Raw genomic sequence first — 17,418 nt, forward strand, 5'->3', positions numbered from 1 at the left:
TTGCCAGGCCAGGGCGATACAGGCGTTCTCTGATGAGCCGTCTACTGGTCCTGACGACGGCCCTGGGCGGCGCCCTGACGGTGGCCGGAGCAGGCGCGGCCCCTGCCACCAGAACCGACCTCGCTGTCTACAAGTATGTAGACCTCACCAACAGCCGTGATCCCAATATCAGCAAGTTCTATGTGGGCGACACCGTGCGCTACTCGTTGCAGGTCGTCAACAACGGCTCGCTGGCGGTCAGTGGCGCCGCGCTGACCGACGTGGCCGAGCCCGGTCTGGAGGGTCTGACCTGGACCTGTAGCGTGGTCCGGGGCGACGCGCAGTGTCCGGCGGCGTCCGGCACCGGGCTCCCCAACTTCAGCATTCCCCGACTGGGCGCAGACAGCGAGCTGAAGATCACCTACACGGCCAAAGTCACGGCGGTGGACCCGCAGCTGACGAACACGGCCCAGATCATCCCGCCGGCAGGAATCACCGACATCAACCCGGCCAACAACAAAGACACGGTCTATATCTGCACCTTCGACGTCAATCGCCCGCGCGAAACCACCCTGACACTCGCCAAGAGCAGCAACGGTCCGTGGACGGTGGGTCAGAGTGGGGCGCTCTACACCCTGACGATAGGCAACGAAGCCAACTTCGACAGCCAGGGCACGGTCACGGTGCGCGACCTGTTGCCCAACGGGATCACGCCGCTGAGCAGCAGCTTTGCGCCTGCGCCGAACTGGGGCTGCACCGTGAGCGGCCAGCTCGTGACCTGCACGACCTCGCAGCCGATTGTCGCCACCAAGACCGTGACCATCACCATCCCGGTCAATGTGGGCGCCGCCGCTGTGGGCACTGTGACCAACCGGGCAGCAGTGGGCGGCGGCGGCGACCCGGACCCCATTCCAAATCCCGCCACCTGCACGCCGGGCACGGGCAATCCGGCCAACCAGTGCGCCCAGACGACCACCGTGGTCACGGGGTCGACTCCGCCCGACGCGCCCGACGTGCCGGTGCCCACCCAATGTTCCAACCTCTACGGTCTGATGTTCACCAGCCCTAACTCGCTGAGTGGCCGCAGCATCAACCTGCTTGACCCCAGCACCAACGCGGTAGGCACGCGTGTGGCGACCTTGCCCACGTTGGGCCGCCATGCCCTGACGTCAGCCGCCCTGGCAGTCTCACCCGACAGCCAGACGTTCTATGTGGCGACGGACGCCTATCTCGGCGATTCGGACGCTCTGTGGAGTTATAACTCGTCGACGGCTCGCTGGTCCCGGGTCGGCGGTTTCGGCGGCGTGACTGGCCGCATCGTGCGGATGGCCATGACCAGCAGCGGGGTCGGTTATGCCATGGATTCGGACGGGAACTTCTGGAGCTTTGCGGGGGCAGGGAACATCAGGCTGCTGGGCAAGCTGACGCCTTCGGGGACCAATGTTCCCGGCTTCTATGAAAACGGCGACTTTTTCGCGGCGGCGGACGGCAAGCTCTACCTGCTCAGCGCACAGACCGGGGGCAACGTCGGCCTGTGGTTCGTGGACCCCCGCACCCTCAAGGCCGAGTACCTGGGCAACCTGACCAGCACGTCGGGAAGTGTGCAGTACAACGGCCTCGCCGCGCTGCCGAGCGGCATCTACGCGGCCAACTCGGCGGGGAATCTGGCGACCATCGACCTGGCGACCGTCACCCTGAAGACGGTGGGCACTGCCAACATCGGCTCGGCTGACCTCGCCAGCTGCACTTACCCCGATTTCTCGCCACGTATCGAAGTCACCAAGAGTGCTCAGAAGGTCGGCGGGGACCTGTCGACCCCCGTGGTGCAGCCCGGCGACGTGCTCGAATACACCATCGTCGTGCGTAACTCTGGGCAGTTGCCCGCAGGCGGAGTGGTCGCCACCGACCCGCTGCCCGAGGGCGTGACCTACGTGCCGGACAGCGCCCGTGTCAACAACGCGACCTTCACGGTCTACAACGGCAGGCAGGTCAACCTCGGCGGGGCCGCCTATCCCTTCGCGCAGCCGGTGGGCGTGTGCAGCCTGAGCAGCGGCGCCTGCGTCAACCAGGTGCTGCGGGTGGACACGACGCCCGGCGTCCTTGATCAGGAAGCGGTGGTCACCTTCCGTGTGAAGGTGGACGACCCCTTTACCAAGGCCGACAGCAAGGTGCTCAACCAGGCCGTCGTGACCTACACCGATGGCAACACCCCGCCCAAGCCGATTCCCAGCAACCCGGTGGACGTGCCGGTCAACCGCCCGGTCAAGATCAACGCCATCAAGACCGTGCAGAACATGACGGCGGGCACCCCGGCGGCCACCACCGGCAGCGGCAAGCCCGGCGACGTGCTGGAATACTGCATCACGACCAGCAACGTGGGCAGCGGCGTGGCGGCCAACATGCGCTTTGCCGACAGCGTGCCGGTCAACACCACCTTCCAGCTCGGCGGTTACGGCCTGGCAGGCCAGGACATTCGTTACACCGGCCCGTCGGGCACGCAGTTCCTCAGCGCGGCTGACGACGGCGATGCGGGCAGCCTCAACACTGGCCGCGTGCTGGTCAATGGCCTCCCCGCGCGTCTGGAGCCGGGGCAGCAGTATCAGGTCTGCTTCCGCGCGACCATCAAATAACCCCTTAGTTTCCTGAGCAGGCCGTCTCCCCGTGAGGCGGTCTGTTTTGCGTTTGCCTTCGCCGCGCGGCAAGCTCCGGGAAAAGAACGAAAAGCCAAAGGCCCGCTGAACCCGCCGCGCCCGGTCAGGCGGCAGACTACCCGGCAAAGGAGTCCACCCATGACCGACCAACCCGACCTGTTCGGCCTTGCGCCGGATGCGCCCAGGCCCATCATTCCGGCCAACTTGCCTGAAGACTGGCAAGAGGCGCTGCTGCCCGAGTTCTCCGCGCCCTATTTCCATGAATTGACCGACTTTCTGCGCCAGGAACGCAAGGAGTACACCATCTACCCGCCCGCCCCCGACGTGTTCAATGCCCTGCGCTACACGCCGCTCGGAGAGGTCAAGGTGCTGATTCTCGGCCAGGACCCCTACCACGGCCCCAATCAGGCGCATGGCCTGAGCTTTTCCGTCCGGCCCGGCGTGCGCGTGCCGCCGAGCCTGCGCAACATCTACAAGGAACTCACCGAGGACATCCCCGGCTTCGTGGCGCCCAAGCACGGGTATCTGCGTTCATGGGCCGAGCAGGGCGTCTTGCTGCTCAATGCCGTGCTCACGGTGCGGGCGGGGCAGGCCAACAGCCACCAGGGCAAAGGCTGGGAACACTTCACCGACGCGGTGATCAAGGCCGTCAACGCCAAAGAGGAGCGCGTCGTCTTTATCCTCTGGGGCAGCTACGCCCGCAAGAAAAAGAAGCTGATTACCGGCAAAAACCACGTCGTCATCGAGTCGGGGCATCCCTCGCCGCTCAGCGAACAGTATTTCTTCGGCACCCGGCCCTTTTCCAAGACCAATGAGGCGCTGGAAAAAGCCGGGCGCGGGCCGGTGGAGTGGCAGTTGCCGGCCACGGTGACGGAGGAATGAAGGTGAGGCACAACTGATGCCGAGCCGCACCGAACTCCTCGCCGAGGAATACCTGCGCCGCGAGGGCCACGACCCGCAGAAGTTCCGCTATGTCCACCCCGACGGCACGCCCTACACCGACGCGGACGGCCTCGCCCGCATTGCCCGGCTGGCGGTGCCCCCGGCGTATCAGGACGTGTACGTCTCGCCCGACGCCGAGAACGAGTTGCAGGCCTTCGGGCGCGACGCGGCGGGGCGCTTGCAGTACCGCTATCACCCCGATTTCGTGCAGGCGGGGGCGCTGAAAAAATGGCAACGGCTGACCCGCTTTGCCGGGGCGTTGCCCACGCTCAAAGTCGCCACCACCGCCGACCTGCGGGCGAGTGGCCTGCCGCCGCGCAAAGTGATGGCGCTGATGACGCGGCTGCTGCACGTGGCCCGCTTCCGGGTGGGGAGCGACATCTACGCCCGGCAGCACAAAACCTACGGCCTGAGCACCCTGCGCCAGCGGCATGTGGTGGTGGACGGCAACACCGTGACCTTCCGCTTCAAGGGCAAGCACGGCGTGTCGCAGCATAAGGCGACGAGTGACCGCACGCTCGCCGCCAACATGCAAAAGCTGCTCGACCTGCCCGGCCCCTGGCTGTTTCAGACGGTGGACGCGGGTGGGGGAGAGCGCCGCCGCATCCACTCGACTGAACTCAACGCCTACCTGCGCGAAGTCATTGGCCCCTTTACCGCCAAGGATTTCCGCACCTGGGGCGGCACGCTGCTCGCCGCCGAGTATCTGGCGCAGCAGGGCACAGAGAGCAGCGAGCGGCAGGCGAAAAAAGTGCTGGTGGACTGCGTGAAGTTCGTGGCCGACGACCTCGGCAACACGCCCGCCGTGACGCGGGGCAGTTATATCTGCCCGGTCATCTTCGACCGTTACCTCGACGGCAAGGTGCTCGACGACTACGAGCCGCGCACCGAGCGGCAGGAGGCCGAGCTCGAGGGCCTGACCCGTTCCGAGGGGGCCCTGAAACGCATGTTGGAAAGCGAGCGCACCCTGCGGCAGCGGGGCCGGGCGCTAAAATGACAGCATGAAAAAAGCTTTCCTGACCCTACCCCTTCTCGCCTGCGGGCTGGCGCTGACTGCCTGCGCGCCCACGACCCAGGCGTCCACTCGCACCGAAGCGGCTCCAGCGACGGCCCAGGCCAATAAGCCGCTGATATCCGCCACCGGACAGCCGATTCACATGGCGCTGACCCCCACCTTTGCCGACCAGCCCGGCGACGTGTTCAAGGGGCTGGAGCAGGTGGGCGACCCCGGCGTGTGGGTGCTGCGTGACCGCACCCGCGCCGACGTGGACGGCCTCAAGGTGGAAGGCCGGGCGCTGCGTGAACCGATCAACGTGGTGCTCATCGACCTGTTCGCCAAGACGCCGCAGGACGCGCTGCTGCGAGCGACTGCCGCGCTCGACGCTGCGGGCCTCAAGCCGAGCGACCGTTACCCCCACGGCTATCAGGCGTACCTGAACGGCACCTTCCAGCCCCAGGTGCCCGCCGGGCAGGCCTTCGCCAAGGGCGTCGGCAGCGCCCGCGAGGAGCGGCTGCGGCTCTTCGGCCCCTGGAAAACGGGTGACGGCTACGTGTTTCTCGCCGGTATCGCCGCACAGAACGTGACCGGGCAGGGCCGCACCTTCAGCGACTTCATGGTGACCCGCGAAGCGACTGCCGATGCTCTGAACAACCGCACGCCCTTCCGGAAAAAAGGCTACGTGGACCTGCTGAGCAAGGTGGACACCGCCCGCGAAACCACTGCCGACCACGACGGCTGCGCGGTGGTGCTCGTCGCCCGCGAATAAAAACCGGTTTTGACTCTTATTCCCACTACCTGCAGGTGGTGGGATTTTTGTTGTGCAGCTTGTTTCTAAAATTCTGTACATCAGACTTGCGAGAGCCACACCGTAGAAAAGATCGAGCTATAAATCTGCAAAGTGTCGTCACAAAATTTGCATTTGTCCAGATTTATCTGTACATCCTGCACTGATTTCCCTATGCTGACCTTCGGAGCGGCTGCCGGAGTGCGCCGCGCGAGGCAAAGGGAGGACAGGATGAAACTGATTACGGCAGTGGTCCGGCCCGAACGGGTGCAGCAGGTCAAGGAAGCGCTGTTTCAGGCGGGCATCAGCGGGCTGACGCTCAGCCGGGTCAGCGGGCACGGCGGCGAACAGGAACTCGTCGAGCACTACCGGGGCAACCGGGTGATGATCGAGTTCCGCGACAAGGTCGAATTTCGCATGGCGGTCAGCGAGCCGTTCGTGCAGCCCGCCATCGACGCCATCTGCCGGGGTGCCCGCACCGGCGAGGTGGGCGACGGCAAAATTTTCGTGCAACCGCTGGAACGGGTGATTCGCATCCGCACCGGCGAGGAAGACAGCTTGGCCCTGACGCCCGTGACTGAAACCCGGCTCGCGCCCCTCGGAGGTCACTCGTGAAACGCGCCCCCTACACTGCCGCTGCTACTACTGCCGCCCTGCTGCTCTTGCCCCTGCTCTCGACGGCCTTCGCTGCCGACGCCAAGCCGCACCTCGACACCGGCGACACCGCCTGGATGCTGATGTCGGCGGCGCTGGTGTTCCTGATGACGCCCGGCCTCGCCTTCTTTTACGGCGGCCTGACCCGCGCCCAGAGCGTGCTGAACACCATGATGATGAGCATGGTCAGCATCGGCCTGGTCGGGGTGCTGTGGATGCTCGCCGGGTACTCGCTCGCCTTCGGGGATGGCGGCGCGTGGCTGGGGGACTTCGCGCACCTCGGTCTGAATGGGTTGGCGGGGCAGCTCACCGGCACCATTCCCACTTACGTCTTCGCCTCGTTTCAGGCCATGTTCGCCATCATCGCCGTCGCGCTGATTTCGGGCGCGGTGGTCGAGCGGATGCGCTTCGGCGCCTTTATCCTCTTCGCCGCGCTGTGGACTCTGATCATCTACTCGCCGCTCGCCCACTGGGTCTGGGGCGCCAACGGCTGGCTGTTCAAGGATGGCGCGCTCGATTTTGCGGGCGGCACCGTCATTCACATCTCCGCCGGGGTGTCCGCGCTGGTGGCGGCCTGGCTGCTGGGGCCGCGCCTGGGCTACCCGCGCAACGCCCACGTGCCGCACAACGTCCCGCTGGTGTTGCTCGGCGCCGGGCTGCTGTGGTTCGGCTGGATGGGCTTTAACGCGGGCTCGGCGCTGGGGGCCAATCAGACGGCGGCCCTTGCCTTCATCACCACCCTGATTGCGCCCGCCGCCGCCATGCTGACCTGGCTGGGCTGGGAAAGCCTGAGCAGCAAGCCGACCGCCGTGGGCGCCGCCACCGGGCTGGTCGTGGGGCTGGTCGCCATCACCCCAGCGTGCGCCTTCGTGTCGCCCTGGGCCGCCGTGCTGCTGGGCATCCTGGGTGCCACCGCGAGCTACTGGACCGTGCAGGCCAAGCACCGCCTGATGGCCGACGACGCGCTGGACGTGTTCGCCTGCCACGGGGTCGCGGGCATCGTGGGGGCGCTGCTCACCGGTCTGCTCGCCTGGACCACCGGCAGCGGCAAGCCGATTGGCGCGCAGTTCATGACTCAGCTCATCAGCGTGGTCGCCTCGCTGCTCTACGCGGGGGTCGGCAGCTTCATCCTGCTCAAGCTGGTGTCGCTGGTTATTCCACTGCGGGTGCCGGCAGGGCAGGAAATCGCAGGCATCGACCTCAGCGCCCACCAGGAGCAGGGCTACAGCGAAAACGAACTCGGCATCGGGGCGCCAGTGTTCCTGGGCGGTGACTGAAGCATCTGACAACAGACAAAAAAGTGGGGGAGGCGGCGCACCGTTGAGGGGCCGCCTCCCTTACCGTTTGCTCCAGTCATCCACTTCTCTAAGGAATTTCTAAGGCTTGATGAGGACGCCTATGTTGGGCGCGATGGAGCAGTACCCGCCGCGTGACGGGCAGGCGGCTTGGCCGGGACTCCTGCCCCCCGGAGAGCGGATTAAGCGTGTGTTAGGATACTCAGGAGTCTGACGCAATCATCACAAGGTCGGGCCATCAAGATTCACCGCTCTGCCCGCGCAACCTCATCCCCGGATGAGGCTTTCGTCTGGAGGGCGGTTGAAGAGTGAAGGGAAAGGAGGAGGGAGTTGGACGTTTCAAGTCGAGTCTTGAGTGAACTGGCGAGCCGCGAAGCCGCCCTCGATCAGCAGATCGAGCAGGCCCGCGAGGAAGCCCGGCGCGAAGTCGAGGCCGCCGAGCAAGAAGCCCGCCGGATCGTCTCGGAAGCCGAGACGCGCGCGCAGCAGCTGCAAGCGGAGCACGACCAGGCGCTGGACACCGAAACCAGCCGCATTCGTGAAGAAGCCCGCGCCCAGGCTCAGGCCCAGGCGCAAGACACCCAGGCGCGTGCCGCCGGGCGCGTGCAGCAGGCCGCCGAGCAGATTCTGAGGGCGGTGCTGCCGTGATTAGTCCCATGCAGCAGGTCGTGATCGCCGTGCGCAAGCGCGAGAGTGACAACGTGATCACGGCCCTGCAAGACGCCGGCGTGCTGCACCTGCGCCCCATCGCGGAAGGCCCGCTGAGCACCGGCAACCTCGCCGGGCAAGACGCTCAGGAGCGCCGCGAGGACGAGCGTCTGCTCGCGCGTGCCGAGAGCACCATCGCCGAGCTCGGTGCCTACCGCCCCGCCCCCGCCCCCCTGCCCGCGCAGAGCGAGTGGGAAACCGTGGTGGAAGGCGCGGCGCAGCCGGTGTCACACCTCGCCAAGCGTCGCCAGGAGTTGCAGTCCGACCTCGAAGTCGACCGCACCTACGGCGACGCTGTGCGGGCGCTCGCCCGGATGGTCGGGACACTGGACCGCAGCCGCCGCGTGGCGCTGGTGCCGTTCCTGATCGGCGCGACCGAGAACCTGGGCGAACTCGACGGCGCTCTGCGCGAGAGCCTGGGCGACCGCTACACCGTCGCCTCGGAAGTGGTGGGGGCCAACCGGGTCGGCGTGATCGCCACCCTGAGCGCCGACCGTGACGCCGCCCGCGCCGCGCTCAGCAAAGCCCGTCTGGGCGAGCTGCGCTTGCCGGGCCGCTTCGACACCATGCCGCTGGGCGCCGCCGCCGACGAACTCGGGCGCGTGCGCCAGGGCGGCGACGACATGCAGCGCGCCCTGAACGCCGAGCGCGACCGGCTGGCGCAGCAGCATGGCCCGGCGCTGTACGCCGTGCGCGACGCGCTGAAAGACCGCGTGGCGGTGCACGACGTGCGCGCCGTGTCGGCCCGGGGCAAGTACAGCCTGGCGATGCAGGGCTACGTGCCCGCCGACCGGATTCCCGCGCTGCAAAGTACCCTGTCGCGCTTTGGCGACGCGGTGAGCTACGAGGTCTTCCCGGTCGACGAGCACCACGACCAGGATGTGCCGGTCGAGCTGAAAAACAGCGGCTACGTCACCCCTTTCCAGAACACCGTGATGGGCCTGATGAGCCTGCCCAAGTACGGTTCCTTCGACCCGACCTGGGTGGTTGCCCTGTTCGTTCCCCTGTTTTTCGGGATCATCATGGCGGACATCGGCTACGGCCTGCTGTTCCTTGCCTTCGGCATGTGGCTGCTGGGCAAGGCCCGGCGCAACGAGGGCTGGGACCTGAGCCTTTTCGGGGCCTACCTGCCGCCCGCCACCCTGCGTGACCTGGGCTTCGTGACCAACGTCATGGCCGGCTGGACCATCCTCTGGGGCTTCCTGACCGGCGAATTTTTCGGCACCCTGTTTGAGCACCTGGGCGTGTTCTACATGAACAACGACCTGCTCAACCGCCTGTGGGGCTGGACCGGCGTCCACTGGGGCGCCCACGCCGCCGAGGGCGGGCACAGCACCGGTCTGCTTCCCATCGTCTTTCCCCGTCTCGACACCGAGAACTTCGGCAACATCGCGCTGGTGTTCGCGCTGTGCTTCGGCATCCTGCAAGTGCTGTGGGGCTGGGGCATCCGCGTGCAGCAGGGCCTCAAGCACAACGACCAGGCCCACGTCTGGGAAGGGCTCGCCATGTTCGGTGGCGTCGGCGCCCTGATTCTGCTGGGCTTCATCTCCAAGGCCGGCGCCGACTTCGGTGCGCTGTCCAACTTCGGTGACTGGCGCGTCCTGCTGATGATCCTGGGCTTCGTCCTGTTCATCGTGGGCTACCTGCGCGTCGCCAAGCAGTTCCCGCTGCTGCCGGTCGAACTCGTCTCGCAGGGCGGCTCGGTCGTGAGCTACGCCCGTATCTTCGCGGTCGGGCTGGTGTCGGCCATCCTCGCCAAGCTGTGCACCGACCTCGGCTGGTCGCTGTCGCAGCAAATCGGGTTCCTGGGCATCATCCTGGGCATCGTGATCGGCGCGCTGCTGCACTTCTTCGTGCTGGCGCTGACCCTGATCGGCCACATCCTGCAACCTATCCGTCTCCACATGGTCGAGTTCCTGAACCCCACCGGCTTCAACAACGAGACCAGCCCCCGTTACGCCCCCCTTCGCCGCCTCAGCCCCGCCTCCGATGCCGGGCAGGTCAAATAATCTTCAGGAGAAACTGCCATGACCAAGACCACCAAGATCGCCCTCGCCGCCCTCGTGCTCGCCCTCGCCACCACCGGCTTCGCGCAGGAAACCGTGACCACCGCCGGCAACGCCACCAACAACGCTGGCCTCGCCGCCATCGGTAAGGGCCTGGCCCTGGGCCTCGGCGCTCTGGGCACCGGCGTAGCGCAGGCCCGCATCGGCTCGAGCCTGGTCGGCGCCGCCGCCGAAGACCCCAGCAAGCTCGGTCAGCTGCTGCTCGTCTTCCTGCTCCCCGAAACCCTCGTGATCTTCGGCTTCCTGGCCCTCTTCCTGATCCGCTAATCATGGCCCTCGACAAGCTCCTCGAAAACGAAGCGCAGAGCGAGATCGAGCGCATTCGCGCCGAAGCTCGGGGACGCGCTGAGAAGATCGTGGCCGACGCCCGTGAACGCGCCCAGACGCTGCTCGACAGCCGTCAGCGCCTGCTGGAAAACCAGCGTCAGGCGGGGCTGGTGCGCGCCCGCTCGGCAGCCGACCTCGAACTCAACGCCGCGCGCCTGACCGCCAGCGAAAGCGGCGTCACGCAGGTCTACCAGATGGTCGAAGACTACCTGGGCAACGTGACCAGCGCCCCCGAGTACGGCAACATCCTGTCGCGCCTGATTCAAGAAGGCCTGCAAGCCGTGCCCGACGCCGAGGCCATCGAAGTCAACCCCGCCGAGATGAACGTCGCCCGCCACCTGGTGAGCGGCGTGGAGGTGCGCGAGAATCCCTCTATCAAGGGCGGCGTGCGTGTCGTGGCGCGTGGCGGCAAGAGCGGCGTGACCAACACCCTCAGTGGGCGACTCGAGCGGGTCAAGGCCGACATGGCCCCGCAGATCAGCCGCCTGCTCGCGGAATAAGGTCGGAAAGGACTGTATGCCCGACGACTACTCCTACATCAACACGCGCGTTCGCGTCATGCGGACCAAGCTGCTGGACGGGCGTGCCCTGGACGCGGCGCTCGCGTCGGGCAGCTACCAGGAATTCCTGCGCGTCCTGAGCGAGACGGACTTCGCGCCCAACATGCGCGAAACCACCGCTGAGGGCGCGGGTCTGCCCGAACTCGACCGCGCCCTGTCGCAAAACCTCTTCGACACCACGCAGCGGGTGCTCGGCTTTGCCGACGGCGACGCCAAACGCGAAATCGAGACCCTGCTGATGAAGTGGGACCTCACCAACCTCAAGACCCTGGCGCGCGGCATCGTCAGCGGGCGCGGGGCCGAGACCATCCAGCAAAACCTGATTCCCGGCGGCACCATCAAGCCGAGTGTGCTGCAAACGGCGTCGCAATCGACCGACCTCGCGAGCGCGGCGACGGCCCTCGGCGTGGGCGGACACCCGCTCGCCAAGGTGTTTCGCAACGCGGTGACGGCCTACAACACGACGGGGCGCCTGCTCGACCTCGAGGTGCTGCTCGACCAGGGGTACTACCGCTACGCCACCCAGGTGTCGCGCGATACCAGCCTGCGCCGGTATCTGAGCCGCGAAATCGATATCACCAACGCGCTGATTGCCCGCAACTCGCGCGGCGGGACGCTCGACACCAACCTGTTCGTGCCGGGAGGCAGCCTCGACGCTGCCGGGTATGGACGGCTGGGCGCAGGTGACGCGGGCGGCAACGCCGACATCACCGCCATTCTCGAAGCCCCGAGCATCGAGGACGCCGAAGTGGCGGCGCGCACGGCGCTCGACCGCGCGGCCCGCAGCAGCGCGGTGTCGGACGTGGAAGGCGTGGGCATCATCCTCGACTTCCTGCGCCGCAAGGAAATCGAGGTCGCCAAACTCCGCCTCATCGGGCGCGGCAAGTACTACGACCTGCCCACCGACGAGATTCGCCGGGAGGTGCAGGCATGACGAAGGGCGAAAGCACCATGCAGCGCATCGCCGTCCTGAGCGACGCCGAAACCGCGACCGGCTACCGCCTGGCGGGCGCCACCGTGATCGAGGCGAGCCCGGAAGACGCGCTGCGGACGCTGGAGCAGGCCATCACGGACGGAGGCTACGGCCTGATCGCCGTGGACACCGGCCTGATTCCTGACCCGGCGACCGCTACGGCGCGGATCATGCGCGGGCGCGACCTGCCGATCCTGCTGCCGATTCCCAGCCTGCGTGACGCGTTTTCCAGCGACACCGTGGACGCCAAGGCGTACATGGGCAAGCTGGTGCGCGACACTATCGGGTTCGATATCAAACTGTGAAGCAGTGTCTAAGGGTCTGAGCGTCTAGGGTCTATGCTGTTCTTTCTTAGACCTTTAGACCCTCTTCCCTTAGAACTTTTCCGAAGGAGCATCAAATGACGCAACAGAAGCAAGGCGTCGTGCAGAGCATCGCCGGCCCGGCAGTCATCGCCAAGGGCATGTACGGTGCCAAGATGTACGACATCGTGCGCGTGGGCCAGGAGCGCCTCGTGGGCGAAATCATTCGCCTCGACGGCGACACCGCCTTCGTCCAGGTGTACGAAGACACCGCCGGTCTGACCGTGGGTGAGCCCGTCGAGACCACCGGCCTGCCCCTCTCGGTCGAACTCGGGCCGGGGATGCTCAACGGCATCTACGACGGCATTCAGCGCCCGCTCGACAAGATCCGTGAAGCCTCCGGTAACTTCATCGCGCGTGGCATCGAAGTTTCCTCGCTCAACCGCGAGCAGAAGTGGGACTTTACCCCCAGCGTGCAGGCGGGCGACACGGTCACGGGCAGCGGGATTCTCGGCACCGTGCCGGAATTCTCCTTTACCCACAAGATTCTCGTGCCGCCGGAAGTGCAGGGCCGCCTGCGTTCGGTCGCGCCGGCCGGGCAGTACACCATCGACGACACCATCGCCGAACTCGAAGACGGCACCAAGCTGCGCCTGGCACACTACTGGCCGGTGCGTGCGCCGCGTCCGGTGCAGAAGAAGCTCGATCCCAGCCTGCCCTTCCTGACCGGGATGCGCATCCTCGACGTGATGTTCCCGCTGGTGATGGGCGGCGCGGCGGCGATTCCTGGGCCGTTCGGCTCGGGCAAGACCGTGACGCAGCAGTCGGTCGCCAAGTACGGCAACGCCGACATCGTGGTGTACGTGGGCTGCGGCGAGCGCGGCAACGAAATGACCGACGTGCTGGTGGAATTCCCCGAACTGGAAGACCCCAAGACCGGCGGCCCGCTGATGCACCGCACCATCCTGATCGCCAACACCTCCAACATGCCGGTGGCGGCGCGTGAAGCCTCGGTGTACACCGGCGTGACGTTGGCCGAGTACTTCCGCGACCAGGGCTACAGCGTCTCGCTGATGGCCGACAGCACCTCCCGCTGGGCCGAAGCGCTGCGCGAAATTTCCTCGCGCCTCGAAGAAATGCCCGCCGAAGAAGGCTACCCGCCCTACCTCGGCGCCAAGCTGGCGGCGTTCTACGAGCGCGCCGGTGCGGTGAAGACCCTCGCCGGCGAAGACGGCGCAGTGTCGGTCATCGGCGCCGTGTCGCCCGCAGGCGGCGACATGTCCGAACCCGTGACCCAGGCCACCCTGCGAATCACCGGCGCCTTCTGGCGTCTGGACGCGGGCCTCGCCCGTCGCCGTCACTTCCCGGCGATCAACTGGAACGGCTCGTACTCGCTGTTTACTCCCATTCTGGACAAGTGGTACCGCGAGAACGTCGGCCCCGACTTCCCCGAACTGCGCCAGCGCATCGGCTCGCTGCTGCAACAGGAAGCGGCGCTGCAAGAAGTCGTGCAGCTCGTCGGCCCCGACGCCCTGCAAGACAACGAGCGCCTCATCATTGAAACGGGCCGCATGCTGCGCCAGGACTTCCTCCAGCAAAACGGCTTCGACCCGGTGGACGCTTCGGCCTCCATGCCCAAAAACTACGGGCTGATGAAGATGTTCCTCAAGTTCTACGACGAAGCCGAGGCGGCCCTGCGTAACGGCCTGACCATCGACGAAATCATTCAAAACCCGGTTATCGAGAAGCTCGCCCGCGCCCGCTACACCCCTGAAAACGAATTCATGGCGTACGGCGAAGGCGTGATGGACGAGCTCGACCAGACCTTCAAGGCGGTGAAAGCGTGACCCTTCTCCAGAAGGAATACAACGATGTCGCGTACATCTCCGGCCCGCTGCTGTTCGTGAACGCCGCGAGCGACCTGCCCAACGGCGCCATCGTGAACATCAAGGACGGCAACGGCAAGCTGCGCGGCGGACGCGTCATCAGCGTGTCTGACCAGAACGCCGTGATTCAGGTGTTCGAAGAAACCCGTGGCCTCGACCTCGCCACCGCCAGCGTCAGCCTGGTGGAAGACGTGGCGCGCCTCGGCGTGAGCAAGGAAATGATCGGTCGCCGCTTCGACGGCCTGGGCCGCCCCATCGACGGGCTGCCTGCCGTGGTGGCCGAACAGCGCCTGAGTGTGGACGGCCAGCCGATGAACCCCGCCGCCCGCGCCAAGCCCGAGGAGTTCATTCAGACCGGCATCAGCACCATCGACGTGCAGACCAGCCTGATTCGTGGGCAGAAGCTCCCGATCTTCTCCGGCTCGGGCCTCCCGCACAACGAACTCGCCGCCCAGATCGCCCGTCAGGCGAAGGTGCCCGGTCACGAAGGCGACTTCGCCGTGGTGTTCGCGGCGATGGGCCTGACCCAGCGCGAAGTGAGCTTCTTTACCCAGGAGTTCGAGCGCACCGGCGCGCTGGCCCGCTCGGTCCTCTTCCTGAACAAGGCCGACGACCCCGCGGTGGAGCGTCTGCTGACCCCCCGCATGGCGCTGACCACCGCCGAGTACCTGGCCTTCGAGCACGGCTACCACGTGCTGGTGATCCTGACCGACCTGACGAACTACTGCGAAGCGCTGCGTGAAATTGGCGGCGCGCGCGAAGAAATCCCCGGTCGTCGTGGCTTCCCCGGTTACATGTACACCGACCTCGCGTCGCTGTACGAGCGCGCCGGTGTGGTGGAAGGCAAGCCCGGCTCGGTCACCCAGGTGCCGATCCTGTCGATGCCCGACGACGACATCACTCACCCCATCCCCGACCTGACCGGCTACATCACCGAAGGGCAGATCGTGGTCGACCGCACCCTGAACTCCAAGGGCGTGTTCCCCCCGATCAACCCGCTGCCCAGCCTCTCGCGTCTGCAAGGCAACGGCATCGGGAAGGGCAAGACCCGCGCCGACCACAAGAACGTGGCCGACCAGCTCTTCGCCGCCTACGCCAACGGCCTCGACCTGCGCAAGCTCGTGGCAATCACCGGTGAAGACGCGCTGACCGAGACCGACAAGCTGTACCTGAAGTTCTCCGATGATTTCGAAAACTACTTCATCGGCCAGGGCGACCAGGACCGCAGCATCGACGACTCGCTGACCGTCGCCTGGGGCATTCTGTCCAAACTGCCGCAGAGCCAGCTCACCCGTCTGTCCAAGGACTCCATCGACAAGTACTACGGCACCAAGATGGACGAAATGTGGAAGGGCGGACGCAGCAGCATCTAAAGGGCTGAGGGTTGAGAGCGCATGGCAAAAGACTTTGACCATGACCTCCCGACCCTCTACCATCACCACCAACGAGGGAGGTGAACACAAATGGCAGGACAAATCAGCCCCACCCGCTCCGCGCTGCTCGCCAGCAAGGCCAGCCTCAAGACCGCCAACGGCGGCGCCGACCTGCTCAAGCGCAAGCGTGACGCCCTGATCGGCGAATTCTTTGCACTCGTCAAGGACGCGCTCGCCGCCCGTGAGCAGCTCTCGAGCGTGAGCAAAGGCGCGTATACCAGCCTCTTCGGCGCCAAAGCCTGGGACAGCCCCGAGGCCGTCGAGAGCCTGAGCCTCGCCGGGACCGGCGACTACGCCGTGGACATGCAGATCGAGAGCATCTACGGCGTGAAGGTGCCCAAGATCAACATCCCCGAGCGCGCCGCCCAGGCGGACTTCAGCCCGATCAACGTCGGCGCCCGCACCATTCAGGCGTCGAACGACTTCGGCGGGGTGCTCGAAGCCATCGTGAAGGTGGCGGCCACCGAAACCAAGCTGCGCCGCATCGGCGAGGAGATCAAAAAGACCTCGCGCCGCGTGAACGCACTTGAACAGGTGGTTATCCCCGGCATTCACGACGACATCCGCTTCATTCGCAGCGTGCTCGACCAGCGCGAACGCGAAGCCGGCTACACCCAGAAGAAGATCAAGGCCAAGATCGAGGGCAAGAACAAAGAAGCCCGCGAAGCCGCCGCCGCGACCAGCCACGGCAGCGCCGCCGACTGAAGTCGGTCAGCCAGAAGCCGCCCTCCATGTGGGGGCGGTTTTTTTGTAGCAACGGACAGGTCATTAAACTGCCTCCATGAACGCGCACCTCATCCCACTCGCTGAGAACGCGGGGGTTCCCAACAATCCCCAGCTGCCGGCCCGCCGTTATCCCTCGGCGCTGAAGGGTCAGAGCGCCGCGCAGGTGCGGGACCACCTCAAGGCCCGCGACTGGTTCGGGAGCTGGACCGGGCAGATTTACAATTTCCATCACTACCATAGCCACGCCCACGAGGTCATCGTGGTGCTGCGGGGTCAGGCCGGGGTCATTCTGGGCGGCGCGGGCGGCCCCGAGCTGTCGGTGGGGGAGGGTGACGTGCTGCTGATTCCCGCTGGCGTGGGCCACTGCTCGCTACACCACAGCGCCGATTTTCAGATCATGGGGGCCTATGCGGCGGGGCGAAGCTGGGACATCTGCCGACCGGAGGACACCGACCTCGCCTGGGCCAGAGCGCGCATTGCCGAGGTGCCCGACTGGGTGCAGGAGCCGGTCTGATAGCGGCCCAAACCCCGAATTTGTTCGCTCGGTTCTTGGCCCAGCTCGACTTTGTGCTGACCTGTGACCGCCTGAAAACCGCCCTGCGGACCACCCGGCTGCACGACGGTAGCCGTCTGGAAAACAGCGCAGAGCATTCCTGGCACCTCGCGCTGCTGGCGCTGACGCTGGCCGAATACGCGCCTACCGGAACCGACGTGGGCCGCGTCGTCCGCCTGCTGCTGATGCATGACCTGGTCGAAATCGGGGCGGGGGACCTGTCCTTCGACGCGCCCGCTGAGGCACAGGCTGCCCAGCAGGAGGCGGAGGCGCGGGCGGCTGCCGAGCTGTTCGGCTTGTTGCCCACTGACCAGGCCGCCGAATTTCTAGGCCTGTGGCAGGAGTTCGAGGCCCGCCAGACCACCGAAGTCCGTTTTGCCCGCGCCCTTGACGCCTTGCAGCCCATGCTGTTGACGTGGGGACCCGGTGCCCAGGGGTGCGCCGCCAGCCACCCCGAACTCACGCACTTGCGGGTGCTGGGGCTCAAGGAAAAGCACCTGCGCGAGTTTCCCGAACTGTGGGCGGCAGCGCAGGGGGTAATGGCGCAGGCGCAGGCGAGAGGGGTGCTACAGCCGTAAG

At 66.2% G+C, this 17,418-nt stretch carries 17 protein-coding genes; all 17 read left to right on the forward strand.

What is annotated here, in order from left to right:
* Positions 1-32 precede the first annotated feature (32 nt).
* The 17 genes from DR_RS03580 to DR_RS03660 all read left to right on the forward strand — a co-directional run bounded on the left by DR_RS03580 (position 33) and on the right by DR_RS03660 (position 17,417).
* Positions 33-2,609: a DUF11 domain-containing protein gene (locus DR_RS03580; RefSeq protein WP_162177699.1), complete on the forward strand. Its 2,577-nt coding sequence runs from the start codon at positions 33-35 to the stop codon at positions 2,607-2,609.
* A gap of 159 nt (positions 2,610-2,768) precedes the next feature.
* Complete coding sequence (locus DR_RS03585; protein ID WP_010887334.1) at positions 2,769-3,512, forward strand: uracil-DNA glycosylase; 744 nt, start codon at positions 2,769-2,771, stop codon at positions 3,510-3,512.
* Between the two features lie 16 nt (positions 3,513-3,528).
* The gene (locus tag DR_RS03590) at positions 3,529-4,569 is read left to right on the forward strand and encodes a DNA topoisomerase IB (protein ID WP_010887335.1); all 1,041 of its coding nucleotides are present in this window, start codon (positions 3,529-3,531) and stop codon (positions 4,567-4,569) included.
* A gap of 4 nt (positions 4,570-4,573) precedes the next feature.
* On the forward strand, positions 4,574-5,338 hold the full coding sequence (locus DR_RS03595) for a hypothetical protein (RefSeq protein WP_010887336.1): 765 nt from the start codon (positions 4,574-4,576) through the stop codon (positions 5,336-5,338).
* Positions 5,339-5,587: 249 nt separating this feature from the next.
* Positions 5,588-5,971 carry a P-II family nitrogen regulator gene (locus tag DR_RS03600; protein ID WP_027480008.1) on the forward strand — a complete coding sequence of 128 codons (384 nt, stop codon included), beginning with the start codon at positions 5,588-5,590 and terminating at the stop codon, positions 5,969-5,971.
* Complete coding sequence (locus tag DR_RS03605; protein ID WP_010887338.1) at positions 5,968-7,287, forward strand: ammonium transporter; 1,320 nt, start codon at positions 5,968-5,970, stop codon at positions 7,285-7,287. The genes DR_RS03600 and DR_RS03605 overlap by 4 nt, the downstream gene beginning before the upstream one ends.
* A gap of 369 nt (positions 7,288-7,656) precedes the next feature.
* On the forward strand, positions 7,657-7,953 hold the full coding sequence (locus tag DR_RS03610) for a V-type ATPase subunit subunit G family protein (RefSeq protein ID WP_231885323.1): 297 nt from the start codon (positions 7,657-7,659) through the stop codon (positions 7,951-7,953).
* A complete protein-coding gene (locus tag DR_RS03615) occupies positions 7,950-10,022 on the forward strand; it encodes a V-type ATP synthase subunit I (RefSeq protein ID WP_010887340.1) in 2,073 nt (690 codons plus the stop codon). The genes DR_RS03610 and DR_RS03615 overlap by 4 nt, the downstream gene beginning before the upstream one ends.
* A gap of 18 nt (positions 10,023-10,040) precedes the next feature.
* Positions 10,041-10,346 (forward strand): ATP synthase subunit K, encoded by a 306-nt coding sequence (locus DR_RS03620; RefSeq protein WP_010887341.1) that lies wholly within the window; start codon positions 10,041-10,043, stop codon positions 10,344-10,346.
* Positions 10,347-10,348: 2 nt separating this feature from the next.
* Positions 10,349-10,906 carry a V-type ATP synthase subunit E gene (locus tag DR_RS03625; RefSeq protein WP_010887342.1) on the forward strand — a complete coding sequence of 186 codons (558 nt, stop codon included), beginning with the start codon at positions 10,349-10,351 and terminating at the stop codon, positions 10,904-10,906.
* A 16-nt stretch (positions 10,907-10,922) separates the two neighbouring features.
* The gene (locus DR_RS03630) at positions 10,923-11,900 is read left to right on the forward strand and encodes a V0D/AC39 family V-type ATPase subunit (protein WP_027480006.1); all 978 of its coding nucleotides are present in this window, start codon (positions 10,923-10,925) and stop codon (positions 11,898-11,900) included.
* Positions 11,897-12,244, forward strand: a complete 348-nt coding sequence (locus tag DR_RS03635) for a V-type ATP synthase subunit F (RefSeq protein WP_010887344.1) — start codon at positions 11,897-11,899, stop codon at positions 12,242-12,244. The genes DR_RS03630 and DR_RS03635 overlap by 4 nt, the downstream gene beginning before the upstream one ends.
* A 95-nt stretch (positions 12,245-12,339) precedes the next feature.
* Positions 12,340-14,088: a V-type ATP synthase subunit A gene (locus tag DR_RS03640; RefSeq protein WP_010887345.1), complete on the forward strand. Its 1,749-nt coding sequence runs from the start codon at positions 12,340-12,342 to the stop codon at positions 14,086-14,088.
* Positions 14,085-15,500, forward strand: coding sequence for a V-type ATP synthase subunit B (locus DR_RS03645; protein ID WP_010887346.1), 1,416 nt, complete (start codon positions 14,085-14,087; stop codon positions 15,498-15,500). Before DR_RS03640 ends, DR_RS03645 begins: the two co-directional genes overlap by 4 nt.
* 90 nt (positions 15,501-15,590) lie before the next feature.
* Positions 15,591-16,265 (forward strand): V-type ATP synthase subunit D, encoded by a 675-nt coding sequence (locus tag DR_RS03650; protein ID WP_010887347.1) that lies wholly within the window; start codon positions 15,591-15,593, stop codon positions 16,263-16,265.
* A 76-nt stretch (positions 16,266-16,341) separates the two neighbouring features.
* A complete protein-coding gene (locus DR_RS03655; protein WP_010887348.1) occupies positions 16,342-16,800 on the forward strand; it encodes a cupin domain-containing protein in 459 nt (152 codons plus the stop codon).
* Positions 16,801-16,835: 35 nt separating this feature from the next.
* Positions 16,836-17,417, forward strand: coding sequence for an HD domain-containing protein (locus DR_RS03660; RefSeq protein ID WP_227085998.1), 582 nt, complete (start codon positions 16,836-16,838; stop codon positions 17,415-17,417).
* The last annotated feature ends 1 nt before the right edge of the window (position 17,418 follow it).

It is taken from the genome of Deinococcus radiodurans R1 = ATCC 13939 = DSM 20539 (assembly GCF_000008565.1).
GTDB classification, from domain to species: Bacteria; Deinococcota; Deinococci; order Deinococcales; family Deinococcaceae; genus Deinococcus; species Deinococcus radiodurans.